At 42.2% G+C, this 19,094-nt stretch carries 19 protein-coding genes and 1 riboswitch; of the genes, 17 read left to right on the forward strand and 2 right to left on the reverse strand.

Translation table 11 applies throughout. The features are described 5' to 3' along the window. Positions 1–8 precede the first annotated feature (8 nt). The 6 genes from resC to aroD all read left to right on the forward strand — a co-directional run bounded on the left by resC (position 9) and on the right by aroD (position 6,462). On the forward strand, positions 9–1,184 hold the full coding sequence (resC, locus tag ACQVGT_RS09325; RefSeq protein WP_015483395.1) for a cytochrome c biogenesis protein ResC: 1,176 nt from the start codon (positions 9–11) through the stop codon (positions 1,182–1,184). Between the two features lie 80 nt (positions 1,185–1,264). Continuing rightward, positions 1,265–1,987, forward strand: a complete 723-nt coding sequence (resD, locus tag ACQVGT_RS09330) for a DNA-binding response regulator ResD (RefSeq protein WP_003246107.1) — start codon at positions 1,265–1,267, stop codon at positions 1,985–1,987. Further along, positions 1,984–3,753, forward strand: coding sequence for a sensor histidine kinase ResE (resE, locus tag ACQVGT_RS09335; protein ID WP_014477214.1), 1,770 nt, complete (start codon positions 1,984–1,986; stop codon positions 3,751–3,753). Before resD ends, resE begins: the two co-directional genes overlap by 4 nt. Positions 3,754–3,956: 203 nt before the next feature. Next, the gene (gene sigX, locus ACQVGT_RS09340) at positions 3,957–4,541 is read left to right on the forward strand and encodes an RNA polymerase sigma factor SigX (RefSeq protein ID WP_003230521.1); all 585 of its coding nucleotides are present in this window, start codon (positions 3,957–3,959) and stop codon (positions 4,539–4,541) included. Further along, positions 4,477–5,583: an anti-sigma-X factor RsiX gene (gene rsiX, locus ACQVGT_RS09345; RefSeq protein WP_015483393.1), complete on the forward strand. Its 1,107-nt coding sequence runs from the start codon at positions 4,477–4,479 to the stop codon at positions 5,581–5,583. Before sigX ends, rsiX begins: the two co-directional genes overlap by 65 nt. 111 nt (positions 5,584–5,694) lie before the next feature. Then, on the forward strand, positions 5,695–6,462 hold the full coding sequence (gene aroD, locus ACQVGT_RS09350; RefSeq protein ID WP_015483392.1) for a type I 3-dehydroquinate dehydratase: 768 nt from the start codon (positions 5,695–5,697) through the stop codon (positions 6,460–6,462). Between the two features lie 41 nt (positions 6,463–6,503). Here the strand turns inward: aroD and serA are convergent, their stop codons facing one another. Continuing rightward, positions 6,504–8,081 carry a phosphoglycerate dehydrogenase gene (gene serA, locus ACQVGT_RS09355; RefSeq protein WP_015483391.1) on the reverse strand — a complete coding sequence of 526 codons (1,578 nt, stop codon included), beginning with the start codon at positions 8,079–8,081 and terminating at the stop codon, positions 6,504–6,506. Positions 8,082–8,289: 208 nt separating this feature from the next. Continuing rightward, positions 8,290–8,424: riboswitch (FMN riboswitch) on the forward strand. Between the two features lie 153 nt (positions 8,425–8,577). Here serA and fmnP point away from each other — a divergent pair. Beyond that, positions 8,578–9,150, forward strand: a complete 573-nt coding sequence (gene fmnP / locus ACQVGT_RS09360) for a riboflavin transporter FmnP (RefSeq protein ID WP_015383996.1) — start codon at positions 8,578–8,580, stop codon at positions 9,148–9,150. A gap of 39 nt (positions 9,151–9,189) precedes the next feature. Here fmnP and ACQVGT_RS09365 read toward each other — a convergent pair whose 3' ends face one another. Continuing rightward, positions 9,190–9,438, reverse strand: coding sequence for a ferredoxin (locus ACQVGT_RS09365; RefSeq protein WP_003225461.1), 249 nt, complete (start codon positions 9,436–9,438; stop codon positions 9,190–9,192). Positions 9,439–9,703: 265 nt separating this feature from the next. Between ACQVGT_RS09365 and ACQVGT_RS09370 the strand changes: the two genes are divergently transcribed. The 10 genes from ACQVGT_RS09370 (at position 9,704) to prsW (ending at position 18,962) form a co-directional block, all read left to right on the forward strand. Further along, on the forward strand, positions 9,704–10,762 hold the full coding sequence (locus ACQVGT_RS09370) for a YpbB family protein (protein ID WP_015483390.1): 1,059 nt from the start codon (positions 9,704–9,706) through the stop codon (positions 10,760–10,762). Continuing rightward, on the forward strand, positions 10,755–12,245 hold the full coding sequence (locus ACQVGT_RS09375) for a RecQ family ATP-dependent DNA helicase (RefSeq protein WP_015383993.1): 1,491 nt from the start codon (positions 10,755–10,757) through the stop codon (positions 12,243–12,245). The genes ACQVGT_RS09370 and ACQVGT_RS09375 overlap by 8 nt, the downstream gene beginning before the upstream one ends. 26 nt (positions 12,246–12,271) lie before the next feature. Further along, on the forward strand, positions 12,272–12,874 hold the full coding sequence (locus tag ACQVGT_RS09380; RefSeq protein WP_015483389.1) for a CPBP family intramembrane glutamic endopeptidase: 603 nt from the start codon (positions 12,272–12,274) through the stop codon (positions 12,872–12,874). Beyond that, positions 12,825–13,559 carry a LysM peptidoglycan-binding domain-containing protein gene (locus ACQVGT_RS09385; protein WP_015483388.1) on the forward strand — a complete coding sequence of 245 codons (735 nt, stop codon included), beginning with the start codon at positions 12,825–12,827 and terminating at the stop codon, positions 13,557–13,559. Before ACQVGT_RS09380 ends, ACQVGT_RS09385 begins: the two co-directional genes overlap by 50 nt. A 62-nt stretch (positions 13,560–13,621) precedes the next feature. After that, a complete protein-coding gene (locus ACQVGT_RS09390) occupies positions 13,622–14,065 on the forward strand; it encodes a YpbF family protein (protein WP_015383991.1) in 444 nt (147 codons plus the stop codon). An 85-nt stretch (positions 14,066–14,150) separates the two neighbouring features. Beyond that, positions 14,151–14,930, forward strand: a complete 780-nt coding sequence (locus ACQVGT_RS09395; RefSeq protein WP_015383990.1) for a metallophosphoesterase — start codon at positions 14,151–14,153, stop codon at positions 14,928–14,930. A 158-nt stretch (positions 14,931–15,088) separates the two neighbouring features. Beyond that, the gene (locus ACQVGT_RS09400; protein ID WP_003230533.1) at positions 15,089–15,673 is read left to right on the forward strand and encodes a genetic competence negative regulator; all 585 of its coding nucleotides are present in this window, start codon (positions 15,089–15,091) and stop codon (positions 15,671–15,673) included. 155 nt (positions 15,674–15,828) lie between these two features. Then, complete coding sequence (gene gudB / locus ACQVGT_RS09405) at positions 15,829–17,103, forward strand: NAD-specific glutamate dehydrogenase (protein ID WP_003230536.1); 1,275 nt, start codon at positions 15,829–15,831, stop codon at positions 17,101–17,103. 108 nt (positions 17,104–17,211) lie between these two features. After that, positions 17,212–18,186 carry a YpdA family putative bacillithiol disulfide reductase gene (locus tag ACQVGT_RS09410; protein ID WP_015483387.1) on the forward strand — a complete coding sequence of 325 codons (975 nt, stop codon included), beginning with the start codon at positions 17,212–17,214 and terminating at the stop codon, positions 18,184–18,186. A 119-nt stretch (positions 18,187–18,305) separates the two neighbouring features. After that, positions 18,306–18,962, forward strand: a complete 657-nt coding sequence (gene prsW, locus ACQVGT_RS09415; RefSeq protein ID WP_014480144.1) for a glutamic-type intramembrane protease PrsW — start codon at positions 18,306–18,308, stop codon at positions 18,960–18,962. Positions 18,963–19,094 lie beyond the last annotated feature (132 nt).

A 19,094-nucleotide genomic window follows, 5' to 3' on the forward strand; every position in this document is an offset into this window, starting at 1 on the left:
GTGATGTCATGGCAGAGCTGAGCGGAAATTTTCTTTATGCGGCCTTTCTTGTGTATTTAATCGCTGTCCCGATTTTCGGCGGGGCCATACGCGGGAATAAAGATAAAAAGGGCAGGCCAAACAGATGGGCCACCATTGGAATCACCCTTTCTATTGTCGGTTTTTTCTGCCACCTTGGATATTTCATCACAAGGTGGGCTGCCAGCGGCCATGCGCCGGTCAGCAATATGTTTGAATTCACCACCGCTTTTGGTATGATGCTTGTTTTGGCGTTTATCATTCTTTATTTTCTCTATAGATTGCCTTCATTAGGCCTGTTTACGCTGTCAATTGCTTTATTGCTGATTGCCTACGCCAGCATGTTTCCGACAGATATCTCGCCTTTAATTCCTTCGCTCCAAAGCAACTGGCTGTATATTCATGTAACAACGGCCGCGCTTGGGCAAGCTATACTTGCCATCAGCTTTGTCGCTGGTGTCATCTTTCTTTTGAAGCATGTAGACCAGACAAAGCCAAGCAAAAAGACCTTCTGGCTTGAAGCGATTATGTTTATCCTGGTCACAACCGTCGCCTTTATTGCAATCACATCAGCATTTCGTCTTGCAGGCTATGAAGCGGAGTTTAACTGGGTGGACAAAAGTAAAGAAAAAAGCGTGATGGTGTACGAAATGCCCGCGCTTGTCGGTCCACATCAGGGAGAGCTTTTGACCGAAGGAAGAATGGAACCGCTTGTTGATCTTCCCGCGCTTTTCTCAGGCAGAAAAGTGAACACTATCATTTGGTCATTTGGAGCAGGTCTTGTGTTGTATGGGGCTCTCCGTCTGATCATCAGAAAAAGAATCAGCGCTCTATTACATCCGCTGGTGAAAAACGTCAATCTTGATCTGGTGGATGAGGTTGGGTACAGGGCCGTATCAATCGGATTTCCGATCTTTACACTCGGCGCGCTGATCTTTGCAATGATTTGGGCTCAGCTCGCGTGGACCAGATTTTGGGGCTGGGACCCTAAGGAAGTATGGGCGCTGATCACATTTTTGTTCTATGCTGCCTACTTGCATTTAAGACTGTCAAGAGGCTGGCACGGTGAGAAGTCAGCATGGCTGGCCGTAATCGGTTTTGCTATTATTATGTTTAATTTAATATTCGTAAATCTTGTGCTTGCCGGACTTCATTCTTATGCATAGTCCTTTGAAAGCGACACAGTTCTCAAACTTTCTCACGATTTGATAAAATGAAAGTAACAGAAGGAAAGCAGGGGGAAAACATGGACCAAACGAACGAAACAAAAATATTAGTAGTTGATGACGAAGCCAGAATTCGCCGCCTTTTAAGAATGTATCTTGAACGTGAAAATTATGCTATAGATGAAGCTGAAAATGGTGATGAAGCCATTGCCAAAGGGCTAGAAGCCAATTATGACTTAATTTTGCTTGATCTGATGATGCCGGGGACTGATGGAATTGAAGTGTGCCGGCAAATTCGCGAAAAAAAAGCGACACCCATTATCATGCTGACCGCAAAAGGAGAAGAAGCAAACCGGGTGCAGGGGTTTGAAGCGGGAACAGATGATTATATTGTTAAGCCGTTCAGCCCGAGAGAAGTCGTGCTGCGTGTAAAGGCCCTTTTGAGAAGAGCATCCCAAACCTCTTATTTCAATGCCAATACACCGACGAAAAATGTGCTCGTGTTTTCACATCTGTCCATAGACCATGATGCTCACCGCGTAACAGCTGATGGAACAGAAGTGAGCCTGACGCCAAAAGAGTATGAGCTTCTATATTTCTTAGCGAAAACGCCTGACAAGGTGTATGATCGGGAAAAGCTTCTGAAAGAAGTGTGGCAATATGAGTTTTTTGGTGATTTACGGACAGTGGACACTCACGTCAAACGCTTGAGAGAGAAGCTGAACAAGGTATCTCCGGAAGCTGCGAAAAAAATTGTCACCGTATGGGGTGTAGGTTATAAATTTGAGGTCGGCGCTGAATGAAATTTTGGAAAAGCGTAGTAGGTAAGCTGTGGTTTACGATCCTTTCACTCGTCTTGATCGTATTGTTCATTTTAACGGTTCTTTTGCTGGAGTTTATTGAAAACTACCATGTGGAAGAAGCCGAGAATGATTTAACACAGCTTGCGAATAAAGTTGCTGTCATCCTAGAAAATCACGAGGACCAGGCACTGGCAAGGTCAATCACTTGGGAGCTCGCTGATAACTTAACAAGCATTGCCATCATTCAGGATGAGAAGAACCACTGGTATTCCCCGAATGATAAAAATCGCCTGTCGTCTATTACGGTTGAGCAAATACAGCATGACAAAGACTTAAATAAAGCTCTCCAAGACCATAAAAAAGTAAGCAAACGGACGGGACTGAGCGATACAGACACGGATAATGAACGCCTGATTGTAGGTGTCCCGTATGAAAAAGACGGAAAGAAAGGCATGGTCTTTTTATCCCAGTCTTTGCTTGCCGTTAAAGATACAACAAAACATACGACCCGCTATATTTTTCTTGCCGCTGGGATTGCAATTGTGCTGACCACATTTTTCGCATTCTTTTTATCAAGCAGGGTCACGTACCCTCTCCGCAAAATGAGAGAAGGCGCGCAGGATTTGGCGAAGGGCAAGTTCGATACAAAAATTCCGATTTTAACTCAGGATGAAATCGGTGAACTGGCGACCGCTTTTAATCAAATGGGCCGGCAGCTTAACTTTCATATCAATGCGCTCAATCAAGAAAAAGAGCAGCTTTCTAACATTTTGAGCAGTATGGCTGACGGGGTTATTACCATTAATATTGACGGTACGATTCTTGTGACCAACCCGCCAGCTGAACGTTTTCTTCAGGCTTGGTATTATGAACAGAACATGAATATCAAAGAAGGCGACAACCTTCCGCCTGAAGCAAAAGAGCTGTTTCAAAACGCTGTCAGCACTGAAAAAGAACAAATGATTGAGATGACGCTTCAAGGCAGATCATGGGTGCTTTTGATGTCGCCGCTTTATGCGGAATCGCACGTCAGAGGAGCGGTTGCCGTACTGCGTGACATGACAGAAGAACGCCGCCTTGATAAGCTGCGGGAGGACTTTATCGCAAATGTCAGTCATGAGCTGAGAACACCGATCTCCATGCTTCAGGGATACAGTGAAGCAATTGTCGATGACATTGCAAGCTCTGAAGAAGACCGGAAAGAAATTGCCCAAATCATTTATGACGAATCGCTCCGAATGGGCCGTTTAGTTAATGATTTGCTTGATTTAGCCCGAATGGAATCAGGCCATACAGGCTTACATTATGAAAAAATCAATGTGAATGAGTTTTTAGAAAAGATCATTCGGAAGTTTTCCGGTGTTGCGAAAGAAAAAAATATAGCTTTACATCATGACATTTCTCTCACAGAAGAGGAATTTATGTTTGATGAAGACAAGATGGAGCAGGTATTTACCAATTTGATCGATAACGCGCTGCGGCATACTTCATCCGGTGGCAGTGTCTCCATTTCAGTCCATTCTGTGAAGGATGGATTGAAAATTGATATCAAAGACTCCGGGTCCGGCATACCGGAAGAAGATCTGCCATTTATCTTTGAGCGGTTTTATAAGGCAGATAAAGCGCGGACAAGGGGCAGAGCAGGAACCGGGTTAGGGCTGGCTATCGTTAAAAATATCGTGGAAGCCCACAACGGATCAATTACTGTGCACAGCCGAATAGATAAAGGAACAACATTTACTTTTTATATTCCGACAAAACGGTAAAATCGAGTCTGAATTTGCCGAAGAATCTTGTTCCATAAGAAACACCCGCTGACTGAGCGGGTGTTTTTTTAATAGCTAACATTAATAAAATTTAAGGATATGTTAATATAAATTCCCTTCCAAATTCCAGTTACTCGTAATATAGTTGTAATGTAACTTTTCAAGCTATTCATACGACAAAAAAGTGAACGGAGGGGTTTCAAATGGAAGAAACCTTTCAATTATTATATGATACATATCATCAAGATTTGTACCAATTTTTATTTTATATGGTAAAGGATAAAAACCAGACAGAAGACCTTCTTCAAGAGGTTTATATCCGGGTATTAAATTCTTATCATACGTTTGAAGGAAGAAGCAGTGAAAAAACATGGCTTTTGTCTATCGCACGCCATGTTGCGATAGACTGGTTCCGTAAACAGCAAACAATCAGACAGCGTATACTCGGTACATTTGACTGGGATACACAGGATGTCAGGGATCAGCAATTGCTACCGGACGAACTTGCGGTTCAACATGAAAATGTCCGGGAAATTTATGCTGCGCTTGATCAATGTACAATCGATCAAAGAGCTGTGATTATCTTGCGGTTTATTCAGGGATATTCAATACAGGAAACAGCCAAGGCTCTGCGCTTCTCGGAAAGCAAAGTAAAAACGACCCAACACAGAGGGCTCAAAGTACTTCGGAAACATATGGAGCTTTTGAGGGAGGAGCTAATGGATGATGAAGTCAGAATGGAACGAAGAACAGATAAAGGAGTTGTTAAGTCAACTTCCGGCAGTTAAAGACCATCGTTCGCCTCAGGATATTTACAAGCGGCTGACGATGGCAAAGCGTAAAAATAAGCCCGCTGTCAGGTGGATTGGCCCCGCGTGTGCCGCTGCAATTGCGGTTTATATCGCCTTCATTATTTCTCCTCATTTCTTTGATCAGGCACAGCCTCAACAAAAAGAAGCGTCCCAAGAGAACGCAGTAACAAAAACTGAGACAGAAGACAGCCCAAAAGCTGCATCATCCCTGGATCATACATCGTTTGTTGTACCTGAAAAGGAACAAGACAATTACATCACTGTAGCAGTTGCTGATGCCGATACATCCGCAATCATACCCGTCAGCATTCAAAAAACAAATGCATACCAAACGATCCAGGACATGCTGACTGTAAGTGGTGAATTGGATATCTTGGATCATGCCATTACAATTCCATCCTTCATAGATGAAGTAGAAATAAAAGAAAAACCAAAGCAGAAGGAATTAAGTATACGAGTCCATCAGCCAGCTACGGCATTTTCTGTAAAAGATGATACACTGTTAAAAAAATTGCTTAAAGAATCCTTAAAATGGAGTCCTTATGAAAAAGTCAAATTTTTATCGGATCAAAATGAGACTGGGGTTCGGATTGGCTCATATGGCACTTTTACGGAAATTTCGATTCCCAAACAGTCAAAACGATCCTACTACTTGTACCAAAATAAACAAGGACAAGACTTTCTCGTTCCGTCAAATAATTCTTTTGATACAGTAAAAGAAGCGATTAAGGAAATGGAATCGAGCAGCCAAGAAGATACGACACCTCTTATTCAAGCGGGTGATGTCCAATCTGTAACGAAGAAACAGAAACACTTATATATCCGCTTTTCAAAGGACTCAGAAGTTGATGATTCTATTGCCGGTATTTTAATGATTGAGGGACTACTTTTAACGGCAAAAGAGTTTGGCTTCACAGAAGTGACCTTTACGGAAACCAGAACGAAAAAAATCGGCAAATATGACGTATCAGATGCAATTCCGGTACCGGCTGCTCCAAATCCGATTTTTTTAAACTAAAATGGGCCCTTTGAGGCTCTTTTTTAGTTGCTATTCATATAATAGAAATTTTCAAAAAAAAGTTGTACGTGTATAATAAAACAAGGTCACGATTGAAAGGATTTGAGATGAGTGAACGTGTTAACAATTAAAGGAGTTTCCATCGGGGAAGGAATGCCGAAAATCATCGTTCCGCTGATGGGAAAGACGGAAAAACAAATTCTGAATGAAGCAGAGGCAGTAAAATTACTGAATCCGGACATTGTTGAATGGAGAGTCGACGTATTTGAAAAAGCGAATGACAGAGAAGCGGTCATAAAGCTCATTTCTAAGCTTCGTAAATCTTTAGAAGACAAGCTATTTCTATTTACATTCAGAACCTACAAAGAGGGCGGGAGCATGGAGATGGACGAAAGCTCCTATCTTGCTTTGCTGGAATCGGCAATCCAAACAAAAGACATCGATCTGATAGACATCGAATTATTTTCAGGAGATGCAAATGTAAAGGCGTTAGTATCGCTGGCGGAAGAAAACAACGTCTATGTGGTGATGTCAAATCACGACTTTGAAAAAACGCCTGTAAAAGATGAGATTCTTTCCAGACTTCGAAAAATGCAGGACTTAGGCGCGCATATTCCAAAAATGGCTGTCATGCCGAATGATACTGGAGATCTCCTAACACTGCTTGATGCGACGTATACAATGAAAACAAAATATGCAGACCGCCCCATTATTACAATGTCAATGGCTGCAACAGGGCTCATCAGCAGGCTGAGCGGTGAGGTTTTTGGATCGGCTTGTACTTTTGGAGCTGGAGAAGAGGCGTCCGCACCAGGCCAAATACCTGTTTCTGAGTTAAGGTGTGTCTTAGATATTTTGCATAAAAACACACGGGGATAGAACAATAAAAAACTCAAGCTATATAGCTTGAGTTTTTTTGATTATGGCAGATCAATGAGCTTCACAGACACAATATCAGGGACATTTGTTAGTTCTTTCACAATTTTAGCTTCCAGATGTCTGTCAAAGGAAAGCATCATGATGGCTTCTCCGCCTTTTTCCTTACGGCCAACCTGCATGGTTGCAATGTTAATATCATTATCTCCGAGAATACGTCCTACTCGGCCGATGACACCTGTTGTATCTTGATGCTGGATATACACCAAGTGACCTGTCGGATAAAAATCAATATTAAATCCATTGATCTCGACAATTCGTTCTCCGAAATGAGGAATATACGTAGCCGTTACAGTAAAGGTGCTGCGGTCTCCTGTCACTTTTACGCTGATGCAGTTATCGTATCCAGATTCAGAAGAGGAAATTTTTTCACTGAAGCTGATGCCGCGTTCTTTTGCGACACCCCCGGCATTGACCTCGTTAACAGTAGAGTCAACGCGCGGTTTTAAAAAGCCTGATAGAAGGGCTTTTGTAATGAACGATGTTTCAAGTTTAGCAATTGTGCCTTCATATTGAATGGCAACATCCTGTACTGGTTCTTTCATGCACTGTGATACAAGGCTGCCAATTTTTCCTGCAATTTGATGGTAGGGCTTAATTTTAGCAAATTCATCTTTTGTCATGGCAGGCAGGTTGATAGCTGACATGACAGGCAGGCCTTTTGCGAACTGCAGAACTTCTTCTGACACTTGGGCGGCGACATTGAGCTGTGCTTCTTTCGTTGATGCTCCCAAGTGAGGAGTGGCAATGACTAATGGATGATCAACAAGTTTGTTGTCAACTGGCGGTTCAACTTCGAAAACGTCAAGCGCTGCTCCCGCAACATGCCCGTTTTCCAAAGCTTCGAGAAGTGCTGCTTCATCGATAATTCCGCCTCGCGCACAGTTAATTAAGCGAACGCCTTTTTTCGTTTTTGCAATCGTTTCTTTATTCAATAAGCCTTTTGTTTCTTTTGTTAAAGGCGTGTGAACGGTAATGATATCCGCACTTTCAAGCACTTCTTCAAATGTACGGCTGTTTACGCCGATTTTTTTCGCTCTTTCTTCCGTTAAGAACGGATCAAAAACGTGCACAGTCATACCGAATGCTCTCGCACGCTGTGCAATTTCACTTCCGATTCGGCCTAATCCTACAATACCAAGCGTTTTTCCATAAAGCTCTGAACCGACGTAAGCTGTGCGGTTCCACTCTCTGGATTTCACTGAGATATTAGCCTGCGGAATGTGTCTCATTAAAGAAGAGATCATTGCAAATGTATGCTCAGCTGTCGAAATGGTGTTGCCGTTCGGAGCATTGATCACGATTACCCCGTGTTTCGTAGCCTCATCAATATCGATATTATCGACACCGACACCGGCCCTTCCGACAATTTTTAAAGAAGTCATTTTGTTGAAAAGGTCTTCTGTTACTTTTGTCGCGCTTCGCACCAAAAGAGCATCAAAAGTATGTAATTCATCTTCTGCATCTGCTACGTTTTTTTGAACGATTTCAATAAAGTCTGATTCAATAAGTGGCTGTAAACCGTCGTTGCTCATTTTGTCTGAGACCAATACTCGAAACATCGTTAGATTTCCTCCTAAATTGACAAACTAAATATCTGATAATTTAACATATTCTCAAAAGAGTGTCAACGTGTATTGACGCAGTAAAGGATAAAAGTAAAGCCTAATAAATCAATGATCTGACAGCTTGCAGGTAATATATATAATTTGAAGCAATTCTCTATACAGCCAACCAGTTATCGTTTATAATGTAATTAAATTTCATATGATCAATCTTCGGGGCAGGGTGAAATTCCCTACCGGCGGTGATGAGCCAATGGCTCTAAGCCCGCGAGCTGTCTTTACAGCAGGATTCGGTGAGATTCCGGAGCCGACAGTACAGTCTGGATGGGAGAAGATGGAGGTTCATAAGCGTTTTGAAATTGAATTTTTCAAACGTTTCTTTGCCTAGCCTAATTTTCGAAACCCCGCTTTTATATATGAAGCGGTTTTTTTATTGGCTGGAAAAGAACCTTTCCGTTTTCGAGTAAGATGTGATCGAAAAGGAGAGAATGAAGTGAGAGTAAAAAAATTAGTTGTGGTCAGCATGCTGAGCAGCATTGCATTTGTTTTGATGCTGTTAAATTTCCCGTTTCCGGGTCTTCCGGATTATTTAAAAATCGATTTTAGCGACGTTCCCGCTATTATTGCCATTCTGATTTACGGACCTTTGGCGGGTATTGCCGTAGAAGCGATAAAAAATGTTCTTCAGTATATCATTCAGGGAAGCATGGCCGGAGTTCCTGTAGGGCAAGTTGCGAATTTTATTGCAGGAACACTCTTTATATTGCCGACTGCTTTCTTATTTAAAAAACTCAACTCAGCAAAGGGCTTGGCTGTTAGCCTGCTTTTGGGAACTGCAGCGATGACCATTTTAATGAGTATTTTAAATTATGTTCTGATACTTCCGGCATACACGTGGTTTTTACATTCACCGGCATTATCCGACAGCGCGCTAAAAACAGCAGTCGTCGCAGGTATCCTGCCGTTTAACATGATAAAAGGTATTGTAATTACGGTTGTATTCTCACTAATTTTTATCAAGCTTAAGCCATGGATTGAGCAGCAGCGAAGTGCACATATCCATTAAATAAAAAAGCTCCCGTTCGGGAGCTTTTTTTAGTTACTTCTATTCAAATTTAAGCGGGTCGCCTTCAAATGGCTCATCCGCCACTTTGATGGAATCAGTAGGGCATCCTTCAAATGCGTCAATCATATCTTCTTCCAGTACCTCAGGAACTTCGACAACACCTTTGTTTTCATCAAGCGTTACGAACGCGATGCCTTCATCATCGTAATCGTAAATGTCTGGTGCAGCAGCTCCGCAAGCGCCGCATGCAATACATGTATCTTTGTCTACGATTGTGTACTTTGCCATGAATAAAACCTCCCAGATTGTTCTTGGTGGAACAAATGGATCAATCTTTATATTTAATCAATTTAACACCTATTCCTCTTACTTATTGTAATGATGTTGCTGCCACATTTCAACAGAAAAATGATTGAGAATGCTTATCACATAAGGGGTTATCTACATAACATCCCCCTTAATGATGACTTTAAACGTCGATTTCTGTTTGAAATCTGTTAAAATAAAAGGAGCAAATCAACGATTTTTGTCAGGAAGAATGTAGGTGGATAGGTTGTCATTAAATTACTTCGATATTATGGTTCTCGATTGCCTTTGCAAAATAAACGGGGAACGGTCGGGAAGCGCTGTTTTTCACCTATTCAAAGGCAAGAGATCGTCACAAACCATTCAAGATGCCGGCTTATTTCAGACTGCAAAATACTTTGGAATGGCGGCGCAATGTTCGAGAAGCGATGTTTCTGAGTCGCTTGACAAGCTTGAAAAGCATTCATATCTCTCGCCAATGTCTGAAACTGATACATACAAAGTGACAGCCAGCGGCGCAGCAGTTTTAAGGCATGCCCTTAGCGAGCGGCCTTGGCCCGTTCATTGTCACGGCGCTCATTATCAGCAGGCTGCCGGTGTGCTTTGGAAAAGGCTTTCGCTGCTTGTGCAGGTCCTATCCCATAAACAGCAAGGGAGCAGGCAGTATATCCCTGTCACTAAGGATCATAAGACACTTCACTGGGTAAAGAAATACCTGTCCCGGCATACGGATCATATAGAGATGGCAAAAAGCCTTTTTGCCATGCTTGAGGCGCATTTAAAAAAGATTGAAAACAAAGCAGCGCAAATTTTTGTCTACTCCTTAACCTCGCACCATCGGATCGGTTATACGAGCAGGCAGCTTGCTGATACGCTGAAAGAAGATGAATGGTATGTCTATATCATGTTTTGGGCTTCGGTACATTATTTTATTCATTCTCTTCCGGAGTGTGAAGATGCTTTGTTAAAGGATCTCCTTTCTGATGTGCATTTAGATAATGCCCTGACAGAGTCGACGAGGAAAACATGGCAGATGGTCAAACAAGGGTTTCCGATACAGCGAATTGCTGAAATCAGAAAGCTGAAAACAGCGACGATTGAAGACCACATTGTCGAGATTTCTCTCCATGAGCCTACGTTTATGATTAATGATTATGTATCAGCAGAAGACCAGCTCCGAATCGCAGAGTTTGCCAAACGGATGCGGACGAATAAAATCAAACAAATTCGCGACGGGCTGGAACAGCGGTTCAGCTACTTTCAAATCAGACTGGCATTGACAAAGCAGGTGCAGCAATATGACTAAATTACAGCAAACGTTATATCAGTTTTTTGGTTTTACTTCCTTTAAAAAAGGGCAGCAGGACATTATTGAAAGCATACTCAGCGGGAAGGATACCATTGCAATGCTCCCGACTGGGGGAGGGAAATCGCTTTGCTACCAGCTGCCTGGTTATATGCTTGACGGCATGGTATTAATCGTTTCTCCGCTGCTTTCTTTAATGGAGGATCAGGTGCAGCAGCTGAAAGCCCGGGGGGAAAAGCGTGCTGCAGCTTTGAACAGCATGCTAAACAGGCAGGAAAGACAATTTGTTTTAGAACATATTCATCGATATAAATTTTTGTACTTGTCTCCTGAAGCTTTACAGTCTCCATATGTATTGGAAAAATTGAAAAGCGTCCCGATCAGCCTATTTGTTATTGACGAAGCGCATTGTATTTCTGAATGGGGACACGACTTCAGGCCTGATTATTCAAAGCTCGGACAGCTGAGAAAAAAACTTGGACACCCGCCCGTTCTGGCATTGACCGCCACGGCTACAAAGGAAACGCTGCAAGATGTCATGAACCTGCTGGAGCTGCAGCATGCTGTACGCCATCTCAACTCAGTCAACCGCCCAAACATCGCACTGAGGGTTGAAAATGCGGCGGATACTGCCGAAAAAATAGATAGGGTCATTCAGCTGGTTGAAAACCTGCAAGGTCCGGGAATTGTTTATTGTCCGACACGGAAATGGGCTGAGGAATTAGCGGGTGAAATTAAAAGCAAAACGAGCAGCAGAGCCGACTTTTACCATGGCGGTTTGGAGTCAGGGGACAGGATTTTAATTCAGCAGCAGTTTATTCATAACCAGCTTGATGTGATATGTTGTACGAATGCGTTTGGAATGGGTGTCGATAAACCCGATATCAGATATGTGATTCATTTTCACCTCCCGCAGACGGCAGAAGCTTTTATGCAGGAAATCGGTAGAGCGGGCCGCGATGGAAAGCCGAGTGTCAGCATTTTGCTGCGGGCGCCAGGGGATTTTGAATTGCAGGAACAGATTATCCAGATGGAGAGTGTCACAGCTGAAGAAATCGCCGACGTGATCCGTGTGCTAGAGAAGACGGAGGAGCGGGATGAGAGAAGGCTGCGTGACGTATTACTTCAGTATGGCGTCGGAGAGACACAGGCCCGTATGATGATTCATCTCTTTATGCAGGGAAAAACATCAGTTGAACTGATGAAGAAAGAAATTTCATATCGCATGGAGCTGAAGCTGGAAAAAATGCACCGTGTATCATTTTTGCTTCAGCGTGACGGCTGTTTAAGGCAGGCACTGTTAACCTACTTTGATGAATCATACGAGCCTGATGACGGAAACCACCCGTGCTGTTCACATTGCGGTTTTGATTTATCCTTGTATGAACAAAAAGGGGAACGGAGTAAAATGGCGCCATTAGACAGCTGGAGTTCGGAATTGCACCGGATATTCAGCTTGCAGACTGTAGGTGAGCTGAACTGAAACAGCAAAAAGATTATATTCAGCATATGTCTGACCGTGATATGCTGAAGCAGTTATATTTGACGCAGCTACTCATCATCTTTGCCGCTGCTGCAGCAGGACTGTTCTTTTTTGAGGATGTACGGGACGTATTAAAGCTCTGGGACATTCGCGATATGCGAATCATCTGGTATGGTGTTTCTATAGCTGTTATTGTTATTTTAGCCGATATGGCAGTAATGAAATGGTTTCCGTCTCATTTATATGATGACGGCGGAATCAATAAAAAAATATTCAGTAAGAGGTCAATCCCTCATATTATATTTTTAACGCTTCTGATTGCTTTCGCGGAAGAAATGTTATTCAGAGGAGTGCTGCAGACTCATATCGGTTTATGGGCGGCCAGCCTTATATTTGCCGCTCTGCACTTTCGGTATTTGTCAAAATGGCTGTTATTTATTATGGTGACAGCAATCAGCTTTTTGCTCGGTCTGATGTATGAATGGACCGGCAACTTATTTGTTCCGATGACGGCGCATTTTATCATTGATGCCGTGTTTGCCTGTCAGATTCGTTTTGAACATGTGAGGAGGGATAAACATGACGAACATGTCGAGAGTAGAGAGAAGAAAGGCCCAGAATCTTTATGAAGATCAAAACGCCGCATTGGCGGACGATTATGTCGATGATGGAGAAAGCCTTCCGACAAGACAATCTGTAAAAAATCAAAGAGAACAGAAAAAAAAGCAAGGCAAAACAAAAACGCCATTATTCACAGTGCTCGCAGTAATATTTGTATTTGTGCCGGTTATCGTTTTAGTCACCTTATTTTATCTAAAGAGCCACCCGGATAATCATGACGATTATGAAGATGTCTTTATTGACAGCAGCCAAAGCAAATATGAGGTTGTCCCGAAATCAGAGGATAAAAACGATACCGCAGACACTATAGAAACCGCACTGCAGAAGGAGTCAAAAAAAGAGCCAGAAGATTCCAAGCCAAAAGAGCCGGCAAAAACAGCTGCTGATAAGAAACAGACTGCTGTAGCGGAAAAAGACTCGGCAAATAAGGAGGAAGCAACCGCCGCGGCTGCTTCCTCTTCCCAATCAACAGTACAACAGCAAGAACAGCAACAGCAGCCGGCTGAGCCAGTTCAAAATGTGCCGAATCGCGTTGTCAAGCACACCGTCCAAAAGAAAGAAACGCTATACCGCATTTCCATGAAGTATTATAAAAGCCGGACAGGAGAAGAAAAAATTCGAGCGTATAATCATCTGAATGGAAATGATGTTTACACCGGACAAGTTTTGGACATCCCCTTAATGGATGAATAGGGTATTATTTTTATTTTACGTTCATATATTGTAGCAATGAAAATGGACAAGGTGTGAAGCGTATGGAATCCTTATGGAATCAGCTGGATCAGTTTACAGACGCGCCGACCAAACAGATGCTCCAAGCGCTGGTAAAACGAAAACAAAAATTCGAAAATTATGCAGCACAATGCCGCAGATGGCGATGGGCTTCACTTATCTGCCTAGGCTTATTATGTGTTATGATCATGATCAAAAGCCCGGAGCCTCAGCTTATACTTCAAGAAATACTTAGCCATACCTTTTATTTATTTTGGATGCTGGCAACCGCTTTTGCCTACTGCACTTCATATTATTTCAAGAAAAAGGAAGAAAAATCCGAGATTGATTTCCATAAACTGAGATGTGAAATTATTCAGAAAAGCACTGATCTCTGGCCGCAGCCTGATAAATGGAAGGCGAGAGAGTCTGTTTTTCACATGATGAAGCACAAATATGACATTAATCTATATTTTGAAAGTAAATAAAATGGGGCGTTTTCTCAAACGATAGAAACGTCTTTTTTTTATTGTCCGTCTTATTGATAAGTTCTAAAAAGAATGGAGAGTTTTTATGAAGCTATCAGTGAAAATTGCCGGTGTTCTAACTGTTGCGGCAGCGGCAATGACGGCAAAAATGTATGCAACAGCAAAAGGCAATCATTTGAAGACACATACGTTTCCTTTATCAAAGATGAAGGGCAAGCCGCCTCTGACAATCTTTTTTATTTCAGACATTCACAAACGTCTCATCGATCAAGACCTTTTAGAAAAAGCGCGAAGCCATGCCCCCCACTTGGTTATAATCGGCGGTGATTTAGCTGAGGGCGGGGTGCCCAGTGCGAGAATCGAGGAAAACATCAAAAGGCTCGTACATTTCGGGGTCCCTATCGTGTTTGTGTGGGGGAATAATGATTATGAAGTCAGGCAGCATAAGCTGTATTCCATATTTAAAGCGCACGGCGTCATCACTCTGAGAAATGAGTCAGTCCCGTTTTCATACAATGGACATACGATTGCGATTGCGGGGGTGGATGATATCAGGATGGAGATGGATCATTATGAGGAAGCCATCAAAGAACTTGATGAAAACCAGCTGAATATTCTGGTTTGCCATAATCCGGAGATTCATGAACAAATCAATGAAGATGACGGTATTGATGTGATATTCAGCGGACATACCCATGGAGGCCAGATTAGGTTTGGAAAATTCGGCCCTTATGAACTGGGGAAAACAGGTATTGTTAAAAATGCGGCATATCTGATCAGCAACGGCTACGGCACGACAAAAGTGCCTCTTCGTTTAGGTGCTGAGCCTGAAACACACATTGTGACTCTTTGCGCGCCAGAATAACTTCTAAAAAGCAAAAATCCATATGGCAATAAAAACTGCATTGTGCTTGTCTTACTAGTGAACTCAGTGTAAACTGATAACAATTAAGAACCTATGACTCATCATCTCATATAATGTGTTATATGATTTGTGTGCAAGTAGAGGCAGGAGGGAACGTTATGCGGCTTGAGCGTCTGAATTATAATAAGATCAAAATCTTTTTAACCCTCGATGATTTGACAGACCGGGGATTGACAAAAGAAGACCTCTGGAAGGACTCATTTAAAGTCCACCAGTTATTTAAAGATATGATGAATGAAGCAAATACAGAGCTCGGCTTTGAAGCGAATGGACCGATTGCAGTGGAAGTGTATTCTCTCCAAGCACAAGGGATGGTCGTGATTGTAACAAAGAACCAAGACGCCGATTCAGAAGACGATGAGTATGATGATGATTACATCGAAATGCAAGTCAAGCTTGATGAAAGCGCGGACATCATATATCAATTCCATTCCTTTGAAGATATCATTCAGCTTTCAGAAAGCTTACAGCGAATCGGTATCACAGGGGGAACTGTCTACCACTATGACGGGCAGTACTTTTTAAGCCTTGAAGATCTAGGGTCACATACGGCTGAAGGGGTTGTGGCGGTTCTGGCTGAATACGGCAATCCGACAACTTTAACGATTTATCGCCTGCAAGAGTATGGTAAGCTCATTATGGACGGTAATGCCGTAGAGACGATACAAACTCATTTTTCATAAGAATGCAACGGAAAACTGCTGATTTCAGCAGTTTTTTTTCGTTAAAAAACATGGAAAAACATAACGTTTATTCTATGCACAGATCATATGAAGGTGTATACTATTCTCTGAAAGGGAGCATGTGAGAAACAGAAGATTCTAGGAGGTTAACTCAAATGGCAGCCGATCGAAACACCGGTCATACAGAAGAGGACAAACTTGATGTATTAAAATCAACCCAAACCGTAATACATAAGGCTCTGGAAAAATTGGGATATCCCGAAGAGGTATACGAATTGTTAAAAGAGCCGATGAGATTATTAACGGTAAAAATACCTGTTCGTATGGACGACGGTTCAGTAAAGATTTTCACAGGATATCGTGCGCAGCACAATGACTCTGTCGGTCCAACGAAAGGCGGGATACGTTTTCACCCGAACGTAACAGAAAAAGAGGTGAAGGCGCTTTCAATTTGGATGAGTTTAAAATGCGGCATAATTGATCTTCCATATGGCGGTGGTAAAGGCGGAATTGTTTGTGATCCAAGGGATATGTCGTTTAGAGAGCTGGAGCGTCTGAGCAGAGGGTATGTCAGAGCGATCAGCCAAATTGTCGGCCCGACAAAAGACGTGCCGGCACCGGATGTATTTACAAACTCACAAATCATGGCTTGGATGATGGATGAGTATTCAAGAATTGATGAATTTAATTCGCCTGGATTTATTACAGGCAAACCGCTTGTGCTTGGCGGATCTCACGGGAGAGAATCTGCGACAGCAAAAGGTGTTACCATCTGTATTAAAGAAGCGGCTAAGAAGAGAGGCATCGATATTAAAGGTGCGCGTGTCGTTGTCCAAGGCTTCGGAAACGCGGGAAGCTATTTGGCAAAATTTATGCATGATGCGGGGGCAAAAGTTGTCGGCATCTCAGATGCGTATGGCGGACTTTATGATCCGGAAGGCCTTGATATCGATTATTTACTCGACCGACGCGACAGCTTCGGTACTGTAACAAAGCTTTTCAACGATACCATTACCAACCAAGAGCTGCTGGAGCTGGATTGTGATATTCTCGTTCCTGCTGCTATTGAAAATCAAATTACAGAAGAAAATGCCCATAATATCCGGGCTAAAATTGTCGTTGAAGCAGCGAACGGACCAACAACGCTTGAAGGAACAAAAATTCTTTCAGACCGGGACATTCTGCTTGTACCAGACGTGCTGGCAAGTGCCGGTGGCGTAACAGTTTCTTATTTTGAATGGGTTCAGAATAACCAAGGCTTCTACTGGAGTGAAGAAGAGGTAGAAGAAAAATTAGAAAAAATGATGGTCAAATCATTTAACAATATTTATGAAATGGCTAACAACCGAAGAATTGACATGAGGCTCGCTGCATATATGGTCGGCGTTCGCAAAATGGCTGAAGCTTCGCGTTTTAGAGGCTGGATATAAGTTGATGATTTGCATAAAAATAAAAAATCTCCTATGATAAAATAGGAGATTTTTTTATTCGGAAATAGAAAATATAAAGTGAAATGCCAATCGCAGGAGTTGACAGAAATGATTCAAGAAAAAGCAATTATTATAGGCGGAGGGCCTTGCGGACTATCTGCTGCCATTCACCTAAAACAAATTGGCATTGATGCCCTCGTCATCGAAAAAGGCAATGTCGTTAACAGTATTTACAATTATCCGACGCATCAAACCTTTTTCAGCTCTAGTGAAAAGCTCGAAATCGGAGATGTGGCATTTATTACGGAAAACAGGAAGCCTGTCAGAATTCAGGCTTTATCGTATTACCGGGAAGTCGTCAAACGGAAAAACATACGTGTTAACGCATTTGAAATGGTGCATAAAGTGACGAAAACGGAAAATGATACATTCGTTATTGAGACGTCAAAAGAGACCTACAAGACGCCATATTGTATCATCGCTACAGGCTATTATGATCATCCAAACTATATGAATGTACCCGGTGAGAATTTGCCGAAAGTATTTCATTATTTTAAAGAAGGCCACCCGTATTTTGATAAAGATGTTGTTGTCATCGGCGGGAAAAATTCAAGCGTGGATGCTGCCCTTGAACTCGTGAAATCTGGGGCGCGTGTCACAGTTTTATATAGGGGCAATGAGTATTCTCCAAGCATTAAGCCGTGGATTCTGCCGGAATTTGAAGCCCTCGTCAGAAACGGTACAATCCGTATGGAATTTGGCGCTTGTGTCGAAAAAATTACCGAGGATGAAGTTGTGTTTCGCTCCGGAGAGAAAGAACTCATTACCATTAAAAATGATTTTGTATTTGCCATGACAGGCTATCATCCCGATCATCAATTTCTTGAAAAAATTGGTGTTGAAATTGATAAAGAAACAGGGCGTCCATATTTCAACGAAGAAACGATGGAAACGAACGTTGAAGGAGTCTTTATTGCTGGTGTTATTGCTGCGGGAAACAATGCAAATGAAATATTTATTGAAAACGGCAGGTTTCACGGGGGGCATATCGCAGCGGAAATCGCCAAAAGAGAAAACCATTAAAGATAAGGAGCATATGATGCATTCGTATGCTCTTTTTGTTTTTTTAAGTGCAGACAGATGTAAAATTTTAAACAACATGGTAGGATAGACGTAGGAATATAAAGGAAAGAGGTTGCCTGATGTTTGCAATCATCTCTGCAGGAATTGCCCCCGGCATCGCGTTATTAAGTTATTTTTATTTAAAAGATCAGTATGATAATGAACCTGTACATATGGTGCTTCGGTCGTTTTTTCTCGGGGTTGTTCTTGTATTTCCCATAATGTTTATCCAGTATGTACTTGAAAAAGAGAATGTAGGAGGCGGAAGTTTTTTCGTTTCTTTTTTATCTTCGGGGTTTTTGGAGGAATCATTAAAATGGTTTATACTGATGATCAGTGTTTACCCGCACGCCCACTTTGATGAGCATTATGACGGGATTGTGTACGGTACAAGTGTATCACTCGGTTTTGCAACCCTCGAAAATATTCTTTACTTAATTGGCCACGGCGTGGAGCATGCGTTTGTCAGGGCGCTGCTGCCTGTTTCATGCCATGCCTTGATTGGCGTTATAATGGGATTTTACCTTGGAAAAGCCCGTTTTTCCGCTGATAAGGCGCGTGTAAAGTGGCTTACTCTTTCTTTAGTTGTCCCATCCCTTTTGCATGGATCATATGATTTTATCCTAACAGCGCTTAGCAATTGGATTTATTATATGCTTCCATTTATGGTATTTTTATGGTGGTTTGGTTTGCGTAAAGCGAAAAAAGCCCGTTCCGTTAATATGATGCAAGTATAGAAGCCGCACAGCAACCGTGCGGCTTTTTTGTGTGCAGTTTTTATGTTCTGAGGGATAACAAGGAAAGAGTGTATAAAAATAACCTCGTTACAGAAAATACGATTACACTTAAAAATTTGCAGTAGGAGGCTT

The sequence above is a fragment of the Bacillus sp. SCT118 genome, from assembly GCF_058566435.1.